Origin of the sequence: Pseudochelatococcus lubricantis, from assembly GCF_011762225.1 — a bacterium.
Taxonomy (GTDB): domain Bacteria; phylum Pseudomonadota; class Alphaproteobacteria; order Rhizobiales; family Beijerinckiaceae; genus Pseudochelatococcus; species Pseudochelatococcus lubricantis.
The window spans coordinates 406,998-422,628 of the sequence record NZ_JAASQI010000004.1 but is presented as its reverse complement, the minus strand read 5'-3'; the positions used below and the strand labels follow the sequence as shown (position 1 = coordinate 422,628).

The 15,631-nt window shown below is 66.2% G+C and carries 15 protein-coding genes and 1 other RNA gene; 10 read left to right on the top strand and 6 right to left on the bottom strand.

Annotated features, from left to right (window positions below; genetic code table 11):
- The first annotated feature begins 417 nt into the window (after window positions 1-417).
- Window positions 418-2,469, top strand: a complete 2,052-nt coding sequence (locus FHS82_RS11170) for a M23 family metallopeptidase (RefSeq protein WP_166952508.1) — start codon at window positions 418-420, stop codon at window positions 2,467-2,469.
- A gap of 112 nt (window positions 2,470-2,581) precedes the next feature.
- Here FHS82_RS11170 and gluQRS read toward each other — a convergent pair whose 3' ends face one another.
- Window positions 2,582-3,511, bottom strand: a complete 930-nt coding sequence (gene gluQRS, locus FHS82_RS11165) for a tRNA glutamyl-Q(34) synthetase GluQRS (protein ID WP_166952505.1) — start codon at window positions 3,509-3,511, stop codon at window positions 2,582-2,584.
- A 425-nt stretch (window positions 3,512-3,936) separates the two neighbouring features.
- Between gluQRS and purE the strand changes: the two genes are divergently transcribed.
- The 5 genes from purE (at window position 3,937) to FHS82_RS11140 (ending at window position 8,673) form a co-directional block, all read left to right on the top strand.
- The gene (gene purE / locus FHS82_RS11160; RefSeq protein WP_166952627.1) at window positions 3,937-4,455 is read left to right on the top strand and encodes a 5-(carboxyamino)imidazole ribonucleotide mutase; all 519 of its coding nucleotides are present in this window, start codon (window positions 3,937-3,939) and stop codon (window positions 4,453-4,455) included.
- A gap of 2 nt (window positions 4,456-4,457) precedes the next feature.
- Entirely contained in the window at window positions 4,458-5,528 is a 1,071-nt protein-coding gene (locus FHS82_RS11155) for a 5-(carboxyamino)imidazole ribonucleotide synthase (protein WP_377700251.1), read from the top strand.
- 166 nt (window positions 5,529-5,694) lie between these two features.
- On the top strand, window positions 5,695-5,931 hold the full coding sequence (gene rpsU / locus FHS82_RS21150; RefSeq protein ID WP_166952624.1) for a 30S ribosomal protein S21: 237 nt from the start codon (window positions 5,695-5,697) through the stop codon (window positions 5,929-5,931).
- A 259-nt stretch (window positions 5,932-6,190) separates the two neighbouring features.
- On the top strand, window positions 6,191-7,042 hold the full coding sequence (locus tag FHS82_RS11145; protein ID WP_166952621.1) for a tetratricopeptide repeat protein: 852 nt from the start codon (window positions 6,191-6,193) through the stop codon (window positions 7,040-7,042).
- A 209-nt stretch (window positions 7,043-7,251) separates the two neighbouring features.
- Window positions 7,252-8,673: a L,D-transpeptidase family protein gene (locus FHS82_RS11140; protein ID WP_166952499.1), complete on the top strand. Its 1,422-nt coding sequence runs from the start codon at window positions 7,252-7,254 to the stop codon at window positions 8,671-8,673.
- A 30-nt stretch (window positions 8,674-8,703) separates the two neighbouring features.
- On the opposite strand, the gene FHS82_RS11135 is transcribed toward FHS82_RS11140, so the two are convergent.
- A complete protein-coding gene (locus tag FHS82_RS11135) occupies window positions 8,704-9,885 on the bottom strand; it encodes an adenylate/guanylate cyclase domain-containing protein (protein WP_166952496.1) in 1,182 nt (393 codons plus the stop codon).
- Between the two features lie 221 nt (window positions 9,886-10,106).
- Between FHS82_RS11135 and ssrS the strand changes: the two genes are divergently transcribed.
- From ssrS to FHS82_RS11115, 4 genes are all read left to right on the top strand, one after another.
- Window positions 10,107-10,260, top strand: a non-coding RNA gene (gene ssrS / locus FHS82_RS11130) — 6S RNA.
- Between the two features lie 36 nt (window positions 10,261-10,296).
- Window positions 10,297-10,905 carry a 5-formyltetrahydrofolate cyclo-ligase gene (locus FHS82_RS11125; RefSeq protein WP_166952493.1) on the top strand — a complete coding sequence of 203 codons (609 nt, stop codon included), beginning with the start codon at window positions 10,297-10,299 and terminating at the stop codon, window positions 10,903-10,905.
- A 47-nt stretch (window positions 10,906-10,952) separates the two neighbouring features.
- Window positions 10,953-11,777, top strand: coding sequence for a TIGR00282 family metallophosphoesterase (locus tag FHS82_RS11120; RefSeq protein WP_166952489.1), 825 nt, complete (start codon window positions 10,953-10,955; stop codon window positions 11,775-11,777).
- 305 nt (window positions 11,778-12,082) lie between these two features.
- Complete coding sequence (locus FHS82_RS11115; RefSeq protein WP_166952484.1) at window positions 12,083-12,589, top strand: MarR family winged helix-turn-helix transcriptional regulator; 507 nt, start codon at window positions 12,083-12,085, stop codon at window positions 12,587-12,589.
- A gap of 27 nt (window positions 12,590-12,616) precedes the next feature.
- Here the strand turns inward: FHS82_RS11115 and FHS82_RS11110 are convergent, their stop codons facing one another.
- The 4 genes from FHS82_RS11110 to FHS82_RS11095 all read right to left on the bottom strand — a co-directional run bounded on the left by FHS82_RS11110 (window position 12,617) and on the right by FHS82_RS11095 (window position 15,612).
- Window positions 12,617-12,979, bottom strand: coding sequence for a helix-turn-helix domain-containing protein (locus tag FHS82_RS11110; protein ID WP_166952479.1), 363 nt, complete (start codon window positions 12,977-12,979; stop codon window positions 12,617-12,619).
- The gene (locus FHS82_RS11105) at window positions 12,976-13,563 is read right to left on the bottom strand and encodes a Smr/MutS family protein (protein WP_166952474.1); all 588 of its coding nucleotides are present in this window, start codon (window positions 13,561-13,563) and stop codon (window positions 12,976-12,978) included. The genes FHS82_RS11110 and FHS82_RS11105 overlap by 4 nt, the downstream gene beginning before the upstream one ends.
- The gene (gene mltA / locus FHS82_RS11100; protein ID WP_166952471.1) at window positions 13,560-14,753 is read right to left on the bottom strand and encodes a murein transglycosylase A; all 1,194 of its coding nucleotides are present in this window, start codon (window positions 14,751-14,753) and stop codon (window positions 13,560-13,562) included. The genes FHS82_RS11105 and mltA overlap by 4 nt, the downstream gene beginning before the upstream one ends.
- A 100-nt stretch (window positions 14,754-14,853) precedes the next feature.
- Entirely contained in the window at window positions 14,854-15,612 is a 759-nt protein-coding gene (locus tag FHS82_RS11095) for a Tim44/TimA family putative adaptor protein (RefSeq protein WP_166952466.1), read from the bottom strand.
- Window positions 15,613-15,631: the final 19 nt, after the last annotated feature.

Below are 15,631 nucleotides of genomic sequence, written 5' to 3'. Positions count from 1 at the left end.
CCTCGCAAGTCGGGCAAAACAATCAATTCCGCTCACAGAAAAATAAAACCCAGCCGCCGCAACCAATCTCTCAAACCGCCCGCAGCGCCGGTGTGTTTGTTGTATATGCCGGGCCGCCCTTCGCTGTCAACGCCCTTGTGAAATTTTTTTGACGAATTCTTCGATTGGCGATCCTCCTTGTGGGTAAAAAGCCTTGCCGGCTTTGGGTTTGGCGGCCATCGCCATGGTGCGGGAAAACCGGTTCGGGAGCCTTCTCCCGCTATGCCGCGTCGCATGAGAGAGTCGCGCAACGTCCGACAGCTACGCGGACGAATGAGGAAAGAGCGGCACCTCGACATGGAGCGAGGCGCTATATATCTTCACGCGAACGCTGGTTGGGACGGGCGCACGCATGATTGGCGAGGACGGGACGCTCTGATGCTTCAAAGAACGCCGGTTGCATTTCGGGTCGATGCCGCGCTGCGGCAGCCGACGACACTGGCTCACCGGCGATTCGAGTCCGCCAGCGTCGATAACGTTCCGCCGCTCGATCCTAGCGGCATCGCCATCATCAACCGGAACAGGCGGCGCGTCAGTCTGCGCTGGCTCGTGGGCAGCGTTCTCACGGCTTTGAGCGGCGGCGCGCTGATCGGCGGGGCGATCATCATCGCACTGCAGGGGGAGATCGCGTATGTGGCCCGGCCGCAGCGGGCCGACGTAAGCAGCCCGGGCAGCGAATCGCAGTCCACCGTGCGCAAGACCGACCGGCTGGTCCGGAAGGAAATGACCGGCAGTTCCGCCCGCCTCGCGTTCAAGGCGCCGATGACGGTGCGGGTCGGCGATCGGGAGGTCATCAAGACGCGCGATTTCGTGCGAATCAGCGCCCCGTTGTCGCTGACCGCCGGCACCTATGCGCGGTCGATTCCGCCGTTCAACCCGCTCAACCTCTTCGCCGACAGCAATAACGGCCCCGCAGCGGGCCGGGACATCGCGCCGGACGCCGCCGATGTCGACGTCTCCGTCATCAAGCGCCCGCTTGCGGGAATCGCCTTCACGCCCACCTCATCCGCCCTCGATGCCGAGGAGGCGCTGGCGCAGATCGTCGCCGAGGAGAGGCTGACGCGCAGCATTGGCGGCAACGCTTCCCAGCCGGATGCAGCCCGCCTGATGCTGTTCCACTCCCTTCGCCAGGCGCCCGTCGGACCCGCGCCAATGGCCTACGCGACGCTGGTTGACGCGCCTTTCAGTGATATCGATGTCCGCGTCATTCCGGAAAACGTCACCCTGCTGCCCAAGCAAGCGCCGGCGCTCATGTCGCCGCTCGGAGAACGCCACGGCGAGGAGCGAATCGCCGGCCGCCCGGGCGACACCGTGCTGAAAGTGATCCTCGGCCAGGGTGCGCAAGCCGAGACCGCCCGCGCCATTCTGGCCGCGCTCGAACTCAAGGAGCGCGACAGGCTCCGCGAAGGGCAGAGCCTCGCCATCCTGCCGGCGCTCGACGTCTCGGCGAACGGTTCCGATAGCGATTCGTCGGCCATCGGGCGCGTCACGCTGTGGGACGAAGGGACGATTCGCGCCATCGCGGCGCTGACGGACGACGGCCGTTATGTGCCTGTCTCCCTGCCGCAGGATGAGATGGCGGCCGCTGGAAACCACAGCCACGACGATTCGCGGATCGAGCGTGTGGAAGGGCCGGGTGCGCCGCTCTACGAAAGCCTGCATGAGACTGCCGCGCGCTATGAAGTGCCGGCCGATCTGGTGCGGGAGATCGTTCCGCTCTTCGCCTCCGACGTCGATTTCCAGCGCCGTGTCGGAACAGGCGAATCGGTGGAGTTGCTCTATACGACAGCCGAGGACGGCGACGAACCCGAACTGCTGTATGCGGCGCTGACCGTGGAAGGGGAAAAGAGGCGCCTCTTCCGTTTCCAGTCGCCCGGCAGCGAGACGGCGTTCTACGATCCCGAGGGACGTTCGCTGCAGAAATTCCTGATCCGCAAGCCCATCGCCGAAGGGCGGCTGACGTCCGGCTTCGGCATGCGATATCATCCCATCACGAACTACGCCAAGATGCACACGGGTGTGGACTGGGCCGACAGGATCGGCACGCCGATCCTCGCCGCGGGCGACGGCATGGTTCTCAAGGCGGGGTGGTCGTCGGGCTACGGGCGGCGAACGGAAATCCAGCACGCGAACGGCTACGTCTCCACCTATTCGCACCAGTCGAATTTCGCGCGCGGCATCCAGCCCGGCCTGCGCGTGCGGCAGGGGCAGGTGATCGGCTATCTCGGCAACACCGGCCTCTCCACCGGCCCTCACCTGCATTACGAGGTGATGGTCAACGGCCGTTTCGTCGACCCGATGAAGATCAAGCTGCCGCGCAGCAACGAACTCAGCGGCTCGGAACTGGCGGAGTTCTCGCGCCAGCGGGAACAGGCCGAGGAGCTGCTCGCCCGGGCGCAGACCTCTATTCAGACTGTCGCCACGCCCTAGAATCTGTCCTGTTTACATTAAAACAGGACAGATTCCAGGTTCCTTAGTTTGGCGAATTCTGATCGATCAGATCGATTCCATCTGATGGGAAGCGCTTTAACAGCCGCCAGCTTCAGGGCGCGCCGGAGAAAACTCCGCCGAAGCCGAGTTCCGCGCGGATGGTCTCCGCTGTCACGCCCGATTCGCGTAGCGCCCGCAGAGGCAGCGAATCGCGGGACTTCGCGAGCTTGTCGCCCGTCTCATCCCGAATAAGCGCATGGTGATGATAGACGGGAACCGGCAGGCCGAGCAGTTCCTGCAGCAGGCGATGGATATCGGTCGCCGCTTCGAGATCGCGCCCGCGAATCACGTGGGTGATTCCTTGCAGCGCGTCGTCGACGACCACCGCGAGATGGTAGCTCGCGGGCACATCCTTGCGGATGAGAACGACGTCGCCCCAACGCGCAGGATCCGCCATTTGCCACGCGATGTCGCCCGTCTCAGGAAGCGCGGGAAAGACGAGATTTTCCGCATCCAAGGCGGCGAGTGCGCGGCGCATGTCGAGACGCAGGGAGAACGGCTCGCCCGATTGCCGGCGGCGGCTCTCCTCGTCTTTCGCGAGTACCGGATTGTCGCGCCAGCGCAGCGGCGCGCCATCCGGATCTCGCGCGCCGCCGGCCGCCGCCGCGATTTCGGTGCGCGAGGCATAGCAGGGATAGGCCAGCCCCCGTGCGCGCAGCTTTTCCGCCGCTTCGGCATAGTCGGCGAAGTGGCGCGATTGCCGCCGCACCTCGCCGTTCCAGCGAAGCCCCAGCCAGCGCAGATCGGCGATCGCGGCTTCGACGAACTCGTCCGGGCAGCGTGCGACATCGATATCCTCGATCCGCAGCAGCAAGCGCCCGCCCCATGCGTGGGCGAGATACTGGTTGAGCAGGGCGGAATAGCCGTGCCCGCGATGCAACAAGCCATTCGGGCTCGGCGCGAATCGCAGCACCGGCGTTCGCGAAACGCCGGAGGAGGGGATGACGGGGAAAGGCGCGTGCCGGCCTGAAGCGGCTGTCATTGCGATTCTGTCTTCCTGGCACGGTCCCGGCGCGGCTACCCCCGCTGCAGAAGACCACGCATGAACAAATGATAGGGCGGAGCATCAATTCAATCACGCGCGGCTTCGTTCTGCCCCGAAATGGCGGACAGTGTGTCACGAGACCCGGCTGTTGTCATGAAAGCGCTCAACGCCGATCCTCATCGAAACCCGGCGCCCGCAAGGGCCGGCGAGCGGGTGGCGATACGAATTTTCGCTCGCGCGATGATTCGCTTGCGCGGAGGATATGGTAGGCTTATCCGGATTCCCTTCCACGGCCATCGCCCGCATGGCCGCGAGAGGGGCAACCGGCGCGTCGGCCGCCGGATAACTGTTGTGGGGATATAACACCTAATGAGCATATCGGCATGAGCGATCTACCGCCCGCCATCACGGCAGCATCGGATATGGGAACGGTCGCTTCCGTTTCTCCTGCCGCTACGCCGGTTGTCGCGGTTATCATGGGCAGCCAGTCCGACTGGGCAACCATGCGCCACGCGACCGAAACGCTCGACGCGCTCGGCATCGTCTACGAGGCGCGCATCGTCTCGGCCCACCGCACGCCCGATCGCCTTTACGATTTCGCCCGTTCGGCTCGGGCGGCCGGGTTTCGCGTCATCATCGCGGGCGCGGGCGGCGCGGCGCATCTTCCGGGCATGACGGCGGCGATCACCAGCCTGCCTGTGTTCGGCGTACCAGTCGAAACGAAGGCGCTGGGCGGGAAGGACAGCCTGCTGTCGATCGTGCAGATGCCGGCAGGCATTCCCGTCGGCACGCTGGCCATCGGAAAGGCCGGCGCGGTGAACGCCGCCCTGCTGGCAGCGGCCGTCCTCGGCCTGTCCGATATGGATCTCGCGGCGCGGCTTGACGCTTGGCGGGCGATGCGCACGGCCTCCGTTGCCGATTTTCCCGCTGACGAGGCATGACGATGCTTGCTCCCGGCTCCACTATCGGCATTCTGGGCGGCGGACAGCTCGGGCGGATGATCGCCCTCGCCGCAGCCGAGATCGGCATGCACATTCATATCTATGCGCCGGAAGACGGCAGCCCCGCCTTCGAGGTTGCGGGCCGCCACACGCGCGCGGCCTATGACGACGCGCAGGCGCTGGCGGATTTCGCCGGCGCAGTCGATGTCGTGACGTATGAATTCGAGAACGTTCCGGCCGAGACGGCGCGGCTGATCACCGGGCGGGCGCCGCTGCGGCCGGGCGCGCAGGCGCTCGCCATCACGCAGGACCGCCTCGCCGAAAAGAATTTCGTCGCCGGGCTCGGCATCCCCACAGCGCCCTTCCGGGCCATCGACAGCCTGGCCGATATCGAGACGGCGCTGAACGAACTTGGCTGGCCCGCCGTGCTCAAGACGCGGCGCTTCGGCTATGACGGCAAGGGGCAGGCGATAATCCGCGAAGGCGACGATCCGGGTGCGGCGCTCGCCGGCCTTGGCCACGCGCCGGCGATTCTTGAGGGCTTCGTGCCGTTCACGCGCGAGATATCGGTGGTGGCTGCGCGCGGGCAGGACGGGACCTTCCTGGCCTATGACCTGTGCGAGAACAGGCATCGGCATCACATTCTCGATGTCACCAGCGTGCCCGCCGTCGTCTCTCCGCAGGCGCGGGAGCAGGCGCTGGATGCAGCGTGGCGCATCGCGGCGGCGCTCGATTATGTGGGCGTTCTGGCGGTGGAGCTCTTCGTGGTCGTCAGCGAGGCCGGCGAATCGGTGCTGGTCAACGAAATTGCGCCGCGGGTGCACAATTCCGGCCACTGGACGATCGAGGGCGCGCGCACGTCCCAGTTCGCCCAGCATGTTCGCGCCATCTGCGGCTGGCCGCTCGGCTCCGTCGCGCTCACGGGAACGGGGGCGACCATGACGAATCTCATCGGCGACGACGTCGATCAATGGGCGCGAATCGCCGCCGAGCCCGGAGCCCATCTGCATCTCTACGGCAAGCGCGAGGCGCGGCCGGGCCGCAAGATGGGTCACGTGACCCGTGTAGCCTGACGCGCCGGACCGGAAAACGCGCGTTGCCGCCGATGGCAGAGGCGCCATGCTTGTTGTGGACAAGGCCGACCCGATCTGCTATCGGCAAGGATCGGTTAGCGGCGCGTTTGTCGCGCCAGGGGGCCTTGTGCCCTTTTCATCCTTCAAGACTACAGGAAGACAAAGCGTGCAGGTTCTCGTTCGCGATAACAATGTCGATCAGGCACTTCGGGCTCTCAAGAAGAAGATGCAGCGTGAAGGCATCTTCCGCGAGATGAAGCTTCGCGGTCATTATGAAAAGCCTTCCGAAAAGAAGGCCCGCGAGAAGGCGGAGGCAGTGCGTCGCGCACGCAAGCTGCAGCGCAAGCGTCTGCAGCGCGAAGGCCTGTTGCCCTCCAAGCCCCGCACGGTTTCGCCGCGCTGAAGTCCGCTGCTGATCAGGCCCGCCGCCGGCCGCGAGGCTGGCCGCGGACTTTTGCCGAAACGGTATGCTACGCACGTCGTCCCTTACGTTTCGGGTGTTTTGCGTTCTGTTTGATAGGCATTCGTCTGCCGGCACATATTGATGCCGACGTGGTGGTGACAGGCGTCGATTGCGCTGCACATGCAGCAGGATGAACGTCGCAGAATGGGCGTGGGCCGTGACTGACCGATTCGCGTTCGATGAATTCAACAAGGCTGGCATGTTCTCCGCCTCGCGGGGAGCGCCGGTCGCTCTGGTATTGGGCATCACGGCCTTGCTGGGTGCTTGCGGAACGGTGGGCAATTTCGCGCCGACACAAAATGTCGCAGTGGTCGACAAGACCAATCCTGACGCGCGTGTCAATATCAGCTCGCTGTCCGGCGTCATCAGCGCCAATCCGCGCGATCCCGTCGCCTACAACACGCGCGGCGCGGCCTATGCGCGACAGGGGCAGTACGGCGACGCGGTGCGCGATTTCACGCAGGCTGTCACTCTCGATCCCCGTTACGCCGCTGCCTATACCAACCGGGCGCTCGCGTACCGGCAGACGGGCAAGGACGATGCCGCGATGGGCGATTTCACGCAAGCCATCACCGCCGATGCCAATTACTCCCCGGCCTATATCGGCCGCGCAAATCTGCTGCGGACGAAAGGCGATACAAATCAGGCGCTCGCGGACCTGTCGCGTGCCATCGCCATCAATCCTGAGGCTGCCGAGGCCTTTCATGCGCGCGGCCTCGTCTATCAGCGCCTTGGCCAGCATCAGAACGCGATCCGCGATTTCGACGCGGCCATAGACCGCGATCCCTTCGTGGCGGCGCCCTATACGGCGCGCGGGCAGAGCCTGATCGAGGTCGGGCGTTACGACAAGGCGGTCGAGGATTTCAACGCCTCGCTGAACGTCAACAACAACAATGCCGACGCATGGGCGGCGCGCGGCCTGGCGCTCGAACGGCAGGGCAACACGCGCGACGCGCTCGAATCCTATCAACGGGCACAGAGCATCTCGCAGGACAACAAGGTTGCACGCGACGGCGTGGCGCGTCTCAGCCGCAGCAACCGGCTGTTCTGACGGCTTCGCCGCCGGGCGGGGTCGACGCGGACGCGAAAATCCGGCAAGATGCCCGAACAGGCGTCTGGCCGGTCATCGCGGCGGCGTGGGCGCGGGCGATTCGTCCCGGTCGTGCGGTCGGCTGCAGCGGTAATGTTTCGGTAAGGATGGACGGCTAGAGTCCTCCGATCGGGTGCATTCCTGCATCAGCGTAAAGGTTAGGTGTCTGAATGTTGAAGCGGCTTGTCTTGTTCGTTGGTGTCGGCATGGCGCTGGCCGGGTGTCAGGAAAGCGCTAAATATGCCAGCAATACCAAGGCCCGCGCGCCCATCCCCACCGAGACGGTATCGCTGATGCGCGAGAAGGGGATGGAGCAGTCATCGCCCATCCTTGTCCGCATCTTCAAGAAGGAAGCCGAGCTTGAGGTCTGGAAGAAGGGGCGCGACGGCCGCTTCGCCCTGCTCAAGACCTACCCGATCTGCCGCTGGTCCGGCCAGCTCGGGCCGAAGAAGAAGGAAGGCGACCGGCAGGCGCCGGAAGGGTTCTACAGCATCACCCCCGCGCTGATGAACCCGAACTCGTCCTATTATCTTTCCTTCGACATGGGCTATCCCAACGCCTTCGACCGCGCCAACGGTCGCACCGGCCGCTATCTGATGGTGCACGGCGCCTGCTCTTCCGCCGGCTGCTATTCGATGACCGACGAGCAGATCGCCGAGATCTACGCCATCGGGCGCGAGGCCTTCAACGGCGGCCAGCGCAAGTTCCAGGTGCAGGCATATCCGTTCCGCATGACGCCGGAGAATATGGCCAAGCACCGGCTCGACCCCAATATCGCTTTCTGGCGCAACCTGAAGGAAGGTTCGGACAATTTCGAGACTACCGGTCTCGAACCCGACGTTTCGGTCTGTGGCAAGCGCTACGTTTTCAACGCCCGCAACAGCAGCAAGTTCAGCGCCGCCGGCGCCTGCCCGACGCTTGACATCGACAGCGGCATCAAGCAGGCGGTCGCTGCCAAGCAGCAGGCGGACGACGCCAAGATAGCCGACCTGCTGTCCAAGGGCACGCCTGCAGTCCGTCTTGTCTATCAGGATGGCGGGCAACACGCGGTGTTCCGGGGCGGTCGCCATCCCGAAGCCGGCCTGCTCGCGTTCTCCCGCCGCACACCTGGCTACGATCCCACGCTCGTCAGCCGGCCTGACGCCCTTGCCGCCGGCCCGCAGGAGATCGTCCTGAACGACGGCGGCGCGCCAGCCACGCAGGTCGCGGCTGCCGCGCCGGCCGAGAGCGCGCCGCGCGAAGCAACCGCCCCCAAGGTTACCGCGCCGGCGACGCAGATGGCAGCTGCAGCACAGCCCGCCGCGGCGCAGTCGGTGCCGCTGCCCACGCCGCGCCCGGGCGCCGTTTTGGTCGCCGCGGCAACGGCGCCGGGCGAGCCCGCACCGGCCGTTACCGGAAAGCCGTCCTTGTTCAACCGCATGATGTCGTTCTCGGGCCTCGGTTCCAGCGAGTCCGCGAGCACGGCGGTCGAGGCAAATGTGCCGGCTGCGGACGCGATTGTGACCGCTGCGACGCCGACCCCCGCGTCGCCTGTCGCGGATGCACCGGCCGTTCGCCCGGCGGCGGACGCGACGACCACCGGGCTGTGGTGAACGGCGGCTGAGCGCCGGCTGGGCCGGCGCTCAGGGCCTGTAGACCTCTATCGCATCCTCAAAGCCGTCGAGCCGGAATGCGCCCAGCGGGTGAGGATTCGCCCACAGATGTTCACTGAAGGCACGTGACATCAGTAGCGGCTCATCGAGCACCTTGTTAAGCTGAGCAAGGCGGCTGGTCAGGTTGACGTCGCGGCCGACCACGGTGAAATCGAGACGCGCTCCCGAACCGACATTGCCATAAGCCGCCTCACCGTGATGCAGCGCGATCCCTGCGCGGATGGTCGCGCCGAACGGTGTGCCGTCGATCTGGCCGATGCGCGCGAGGGCCTCAGTCGCCGCGGTCAGTGCCGATTGCGCGGCGGCGCCGGTATCGTCACCCCGGTCACGGAAGATCGCCATCAGGCCGTCCCCCATATATTTCATCACCTCGCCGCCTTCCGCCTCGATAGGCGGCACCAGGCAGTCGAAATACCGGTTCAGCAATTGCACCGCCTGCTCGGGATCGATGGCGGAGGTGATGCGCGTATAGCCGCGCATGTCGGCGAACAGGATGGCGGAGCGGATCCGGCTCACCTGTCCGCGCCCGATGCGGCCTGCGAGAATGGCGCGATGCGGCTCGTCGCCAACGTAAATCCGCAATACCTCGTCGAGCGACTTGTAACCGGACAAGATTTCCAGCGTCGCGGTCAGGGAAGGAATCAGCCCCTCCAGCAGGGCGAAGGCACGCGGCGGAAAACCGTCGGCGCTGCGGGTCGCGAAAGTCACCGCGTTGTTGTGGCCGTTGGCGAAGAAGATGGGAAAGCACACATAATGACGATAGCCCGCCTGACGGAGATCGGCGACGATGCCGAAACGGTCGTCCGGCGTCTCGTCAATCCAGAACGCGAGCGGCCGGCCGGACTCGTGCACTACCCGCTGGGGGCTGTGCGCATAGCCGGCTGTCACCTCCTTGCCATAGGCCTGCAACTTCCAGACGCCCGGATCGTCCTTGATCCAGGTTCCCGAAACCGCCGCGTGTTCGGAATGCAGCGCCTCCGCGGCGAAGGTCAGCCGGTCGACGGGCACGCCCTCCGCGTTCAGCCGGTCGGCGAGCCCCGCGATGGCGCGGCTGATATCGGCGCTCAGGCGGGCGTCGGTCAGCAGCCAGTCGCGCAGGCCCGCCACCGCGACGTCGACGGGCTCGGTGGCAGAAGCGGACGAAAGTTCCACGGTCTTCGCTCTTTCATTGCGGCGTCAGCCCGCCGGCCCCGCACCATCGGCCAACGTGCCCGGCAGCCTGCCTCGCGCAGGCCTCACCGGCCATCAATGAGCGAGGTTCATCCTGCTTCATATAGGGCGACTTCAGGGCCACGTGAAGACTCCCGGGATGCCCCCATAAAACGCATGCAGGGGGCTGGATATTTATCCGACGAAAGCATAGATTTGGGATGCGGGCTCTGCGAGGTTCGTCAGGAGGCATATTCCCCGGGGCCTTATTGATCCCCAGGGAGCTGTCCCTGCCCAGGTCCGTGGACCCGGGCACACGGCGCCCACCTACATTGTAGGTTCCCGGGATCTTTCTCCAACGGCCATTGTGGACCCGCACCTTATCTTCCCCTCCTTCCCGAGCCGTCCCGTTCCATGGCCGACCTTCCTAACATCGCGGCGCTAGTGCCTGCCGAACAGAAAGCGCGTCTGCGGCGCGAGGCTCTGGCGCGGCGTGACCTGTTCGCCGCCGATCTCAAACGGGTACAGGCCGCTGCCGCCTCCGTTAGCGACCGGGTCATTTCGGATTACCCGGCTATGCTACGCGGCGGCATCGTGGCGGGATATTGGCCCATTCGCAGTGAACTCGATCCCCGTCCGCTGATGGCGGCGCTCGATGAACGCGCCGTGCCGCTCGCGCTGCCGGTGATCACGCCGGACGGGCTGGTTTTCCGCCGCTGGCGGCCGGGCCTGCCACTGATCGACGCGGGATTCGGGACACAGGGGCCGCCGCCGGAAGCGCCGGAGGTCGACCCCGACGTGCTGCTGGTACCGCTCTCCGCATTCGACCGCCGGGGCAACCGGCTGGGCTACGGGCAGGGCAATTACGACAAGGCCATCTCTCGTCTCTCGGCGAAGCGCCCGCTCATCACCATCGGCGTAGCCTTCGACGTGCAGGAAATTGGCGAGATCCCGGCCGAGCCGCACGATCGCCCGCTTGACGCGATTGTCACGCAGGTGCAATCGATCACGATCACGAAATAGGCACGCGCCATGGCGGCGGCGGCGGTTCGCGCGGATGTGGAGGTTTCATGCGTCTGTTGTTTCTAGGCGATGTCGTCGGGCGGCCGGGAAGAGCGGCCGTCGTCGATCAGCTCCCCGACCTGCGCACCAGATGGAAACTCGACGTCGTGGTCGTCAACGGCGAGAACGCCGCGGGCGGGTTCGGCATCACGGAAGCGATCTGCGACGATCTCCTCAATGCCGGTGCGGATGTCGTGACGCTCGGCAACCATTCGTTCGACCAGCGTGAGGCGCTCGTGTTCATCGAGCGCCAGCCGCGCCTGCTGCGCCCCATCAACTATCCGCCGGGCACGCCGGGGCGGGGTGCAACGGTGGTGGAAGCAGCGAACGGCAGCCGGGTGCTGGTGGTGAACGCCATGGGCCGCCTTTTCATGGACCCGCTCGACGATCCGTTCGCAGCCGTCGACAAGGCGCTGGCCGAATGTCCGCTGCGCGAAGTGGTCGACGCCGCGATCATCGATATGCATGCCGAGGCCACCAGCGAGAAGCAGGCCATGGCGCGCCACGTCGACGGGCGGGCGAGCCTCGTCGTCGGCACCCATACGCATGTGCCGACAGCGGACGAGCAGATTCTCGCCGGTGGCACCGCTTACCAGAGCGATGCCGGCATGTGCGGCGACTACGATTCGATGCTCGGCATGCAGCCGGAGGAACCGCTGCGCCGCTTTATCGAGAAGACACCCGGTGTCCGCCTTGAATCCGCCTCCGGGCCGGGCACGCTGGCGGGGCTCGCGGTCGAGACCGACGACGCCACCGGCCTTGCCGTCCGGGTATCGGCAGTGCGCATCGGGCCGCATCTCAGCCAGGCGCATCCCGCCTTCTGGGAGATCTGACGTAGCCGCGCCGCCAGCCGTTGAAAATCCATACCGCCATCGTTTCCGCGCTTCACAAGGACGTGTGTCCGGCAGCGCCTGCTGCTTTCGTCATCTCTTCCCTAAGTGACATAACAATGGCATGATTTACTGTGTCGGCGTGATTGGCCCGATTCAACGGAGCAGCGTACAAGCGGAGACGCATCGTCGCTCTATCTCCCTGTTCAGACATCAGATTTTTCCGGAAGACGGCGTCTGTTTTCCGGTTTGATGCTGTAACAATATATTGACTCATATCCGAGGCGCATTTCGAAGCGAGGCGTTTCATGACCGACAGCCCGGCGAAACATTCCGTTCTGCGTCCATCCGATTCGCGGCAGTCCGATCCGGCCCGTTTCGATGTCGCCAACCGCGTCTTCTTCCGTCTCTACCAATGTGCCAATCTCATGCACAAGGTGGGTGCGCGGTTCATCGGCGACTTCAACAGCACAACGCAGCAATGGGCGGTTCTCGGCGCGCTCGCCCGGCCGGAGCCGCGGGAACACGGCATGACGGTGAAGGACCTGATCGCGTTCCTCCTTGTCAGCCGCCAGAACATCACGCCCGTGCTGGACCGGCTGGAAGCGCGCGGCTGGATCGAGCGGATCAAGGACGCCGAGGACGGCCGCAGCCGCCGCATCGTTCTCACAACCGCCGGGGACCTGGCATGGTCTGAGATGCAGATCGCCATCGATGCATTCTACCGGGAGGCGCTGGAAGGTCTCGACCTTGATGAGCAGGTCGTCCTCTACCGCCTGCTCGACCGGCTGAAAGCGCGCCTCAACACCCTGTAGAAGCGGGTCCCGGCCATCTTCAGCCGATCAGCGTCCTTTCCGCGCGTCGAGCACCGCGATCAGCGCTTCGAGTTCCGGCTCGGTCAGCTTCGCGATATCGCCGGAGAGGCGGTTGGCGAGCAGCGTGGCCTTCGGAGACAGGCCCGCCGTGTCGATGACGACGCGCGGGTCCGATATGTCCGCGAGCTTCACCAGCGCGTCGGCGTCATCCCAGATGAGGTTGAAGTAGTTGAGGATGGACTGGAGCAGCGCCCAGGTCGGCTTGCCGCGCTTGCCGTGCTCGAGCGCCGAGAGATAGGCACTCGACACGCGCAGCGCCTGCGCCATTTCCTTCTGGGTGACGCCGCGCGCGGCGCGCAATGCCCGCAGGTGCATGCCGAAGGGTGTCATGGCCGTGCCTCGCCCCCGGGGCGGCCCTTCGCGCCCTTGCGCAGCCTCACGTAAAGCGCGCCGTCGCCGCCGTGCTCGCGGCTGGCCGTCGAGAAGCCCACCACCACCGGGCGCATTTCCGCGAGACCAAGCCAGTGCGGCACGAGGCGGCGCAGCACCCCGCGCTCGCTGAACGGATCCGCGACCGCGGCGGCCGTGCTGCCCTTGCCAGTCACCACCAGCGCGACGCGCGCCCCCTCCCCCTGCGCGCGGCGCAAGAAGCCGAGGAGTGCGTAATAGGCCTCGTTCTGACGCATGCCGTGCAGATCGATGCGCGCATCGATGCGATCGATTCCGCGCCGCAGATCGCGCATCAGCCGCCGTTCCAGCGGCACCAGCGGCGGCGGGGCGGGCGGGCGGCGTTCAATTTTTGCGGGCGGCGAGGCTTCCGCAGGCCGGTGCTCCGGAGACGTCGCCTCCGCCTCCGGAGCGGGTGCCGGCTCAAGCGGCGGCGTGTGGCCCGGAAGCGGCCGGATGCTGCGGGTCACGTGGCGCCAGAGCTTCGCCTCCTCTTCAGACAGGCGCCTGCCGCCGCGCCGTTTCATGTCCCCCGCTCCGCACCGACGGGCAGGAACACCACGAAGCGCTCGGGCACATGGCGGACAAGCCCGGCCCGCGCCCCCGCCGCTTCGCCCGAGCCGAAGAAAATGTCTGCCCTCGCCGGGCCAACGATGGCGGAGCCCGTATCCTGCGCAACCATGAGCCGCCGCAGGGAATAGAAATCGTCGCTACCGGAACCGCCCTCGCCCGCGGGATGCGGCAGCCGCGCCTCGATCCAGACCGGCAGGCCATAGGCCCAGATGCGCCGGTCGATCGCGACTGCGCGCCCGGGTGTGAGTTGCACGGAAGCGCCGCCGAGCGGGCCGTCGTCCGCGGCGAGTTCGTCTGCGGGGCGAAAGAAGATATAGGAACGATTGCGGCGCATCAGTCGCCGCGCCTCCTCGGGGTAGGCGCGCAGCCACGCGACAAGCTTCGGCGCCGTCAGATCCGCAGGTGCGATGCCCGTCTCAGCGACGACGAGCCGCGCGACCGACGTGTAGGCGTGGCCGTTGCGGCCGGCGTAGGCGAAACGGCGTACCGCCTTCCCGTCGGTGCCGGCGTCGACGAGCCGCACCCGCACGGAGCCCTGCACATGGGCCATGAATGCATCCACGGCATCGAGATAGACAAGCGGCCGCGCGCCGCCGCCCAGCGCCCCGTCCTCAATCGCGGCGCGGTCCGGAACGGGTTCCAGACGAACGCCCTGCGGCCCGGCGACACGGCGCGCCGCACGCAGCGCCGGATCGAGGCCCGGGACGTTCTCGCCTTCTGCGACGTTCACCAGATCGTCCGGGCGCGACAGCAGCGGCGTGTCATGGACACCGCCGGAGACGAGCCGGCCGGCGAATTCCGGTTCGTAATAGCCGGTGAGAAAGCCGTCGCCGTTTGCCGGCCTTATCCGGAAAGGGCGGAAATGACGCTCGAAGAAGCGGCGGGCGCTGTCGCCATCAGGAGACGGCGGCGCTGCGAGCGCGGCCGAGCACACCGCCCGTAACGCGCGCGGCGGCGGGGCGCCCTGACGCAGAACCGCCGCGTCGCCGACGACCGTCTGACAGGTGCGCCGGAAGGCGGCGAAAGCCGCGGCGTGGTCGTCCGCCCGCCACTCGGCGAGCGCGTCGAACGTCAGCTGCTCCAGCGCCGCGCCATCCACGGATGGCGCCTTCGACGCGGAAACGGTTTGCACGGATGCCGTCATGGCAAGAATCATCAACACAAAACAGAGATACGCCGGCGTCACGAGCCACCGAACCGGCGCGAAGGTGCCGGGCCAGCCGACGTGCGCCCGGCCCATCGCGTCAGTGACCGGACTCGGTCGCGATCAGCAACCAGTTGGGGTCGCGGCTGCGTAGCGTGCGTGAAAACGTCCACGTGTCGCTGACATCCGCCACCTCGTCCGCCGCGCCATCGATCACCTTGCCCTCGACGTCATAGGTCGCGGTGATCAGCTTGGACGCAAACCGGATGGTGATCTGTGCGACCTGATTCTGCACCTCGACAGCCTGGATATCCGCGCTGTCGACGGAAACGAATGTGGTGTTGACTACCTCGCCCCGGCGTTCGCGCTCGCCGATGGCGCGGTCGAAGCCGTCGAAAACCTCACGGGACAGCAAGCCCTTCAGCGTCTTGCGGTCGCCTTGGGCGAAAGCGGTGACGATGATTTCGTATGCAGACTTGGCGCCTTCCCGGAAGGCCTTGATGTCGAACGCGGGTTCCGCCGCCGCGACGGCGTCGAGCCCGCGGGCGATGGGCGAGCCGGGTTCGGCGACGCCTTTCCAGCGGTCCGGATCGACAGCGGCGCCGGGCGCGCTCACGTCGTTGGCCGGCCCCGGCAGATGCACCACGTTGCCGCCGTTGCCTTCGGCCGAGCGGCCCTCGGCCTGGCCCTTCGCCGCACCTTGCTGCCCGTTCCCGTTGCGCGCGTCGCGCCGGGTGAAGGGGTCGACCGGCGGGCGCTCGTTGCCGGTGCGCTGGCCGAGAACCGAGCGCAGCCGCCAGATGACAAACACCGCAAGGCAGAGAAAGACGATGGTCACGATGTCAAAACTGTCCTGCATGTTTCTATCGTCTCACTTC

Excerpts from the sequence above, each read along its gene's own strand:
- FHS82_RS11170 (WP_166952508.1), top strand. The coding sequence starts at position 418 with ATGCTTCAAAGAACGCCGGTTGCATTTCGGGTCGATGCCGCGCTGCGG.
- gluQRS (WP_166952505.1), bottom strand. The coding sequence starts at position 3,511 with ATGACAGCCGCTTCAGGCCGGCACGCGCCTTTCCCCGTCATCCCCTCC.
- purE (WP_166952627.1), top strand. The coding sequence starts at position 3,937 with ATGGGAACGGTCGCTTCCGTTTCTCCTGCCGCTACGCCGGTTGTCGCG.
- FHS82_RS11155 (WP_377700251.1), top strand. The coding sequence starts at position 4,458 with ATGCTTGCTCCCGGCTCCACTATCGGCATTCTGGGCGGCGGACAGCTC.
- FHS82_RS11145 (WP_166952621.1), top strand. The coding sequence starts at position 6,191 with ATGTTCTCCGCCTCGCGGGGAGCGCCGGTCGCTCTGGTATTGGGCATC.
- FHS82_RS11140 (WP_166952499.1), top strand. The coding sequence starts at position 7,252 with ATGTTGAAGCGGCTTGTCTTGTTCGTTGGTGTCGGCATGGCGCTGGCC.
- FHS82_RS11125 (WP_166952493.1), top strand. The coding sequence starts at position 10,297 with ATGGCCGACCTTCCTAACATCGCGGCGCTAGTGCCTGCCGAACAGAAA.
- FHS82_RS11120 (WP_166952489.1), top strand. The coding sequence starts at position 10,953 with ATGCGTCTGTTGTTTCTAGGCGATGTCGTCGGGCGGCCGGGAAGAGCG.
- FHS82_RS11115 (WP_166952484.1), top strand. The coding sequence starts at position 12,083 with ATGACCGACAGCCCGGCGAAACATTCCGTTCTGCGTCCATCCGATTCG.
- FHS82_RS11110 (WP_166952479.1), bottom strand. The coding sequence starts at position 12,979 with ATGACACCCTTCGGCATGCACCTGCGGGCATTGCGCGCCGCGCGCGGC.
- FHS82_RS11105 (WP_166952474.1), bottom strand. The coding sequence starts at position 13,563 with ATGAAACGGCGCGGCGGCAGGCGCCTGTCTGAAGAGGAGGCGAAGCTC.
- mltA (WP_166952471.1), bottom strand. The coding sequence starts at position 14,753 with ATGACGGCATCCGTGCAAACCGTTTCCGCGTCGAAGGCGCCATCCGTG.
- FHS82_RS11095 (WP_166952466.1), bottom strand. The coding sequence starts at position 15,612 with ATGCAGGACAGTTTTGACATCGTGACCATCGTCTTTCTCTGCCTTGCG.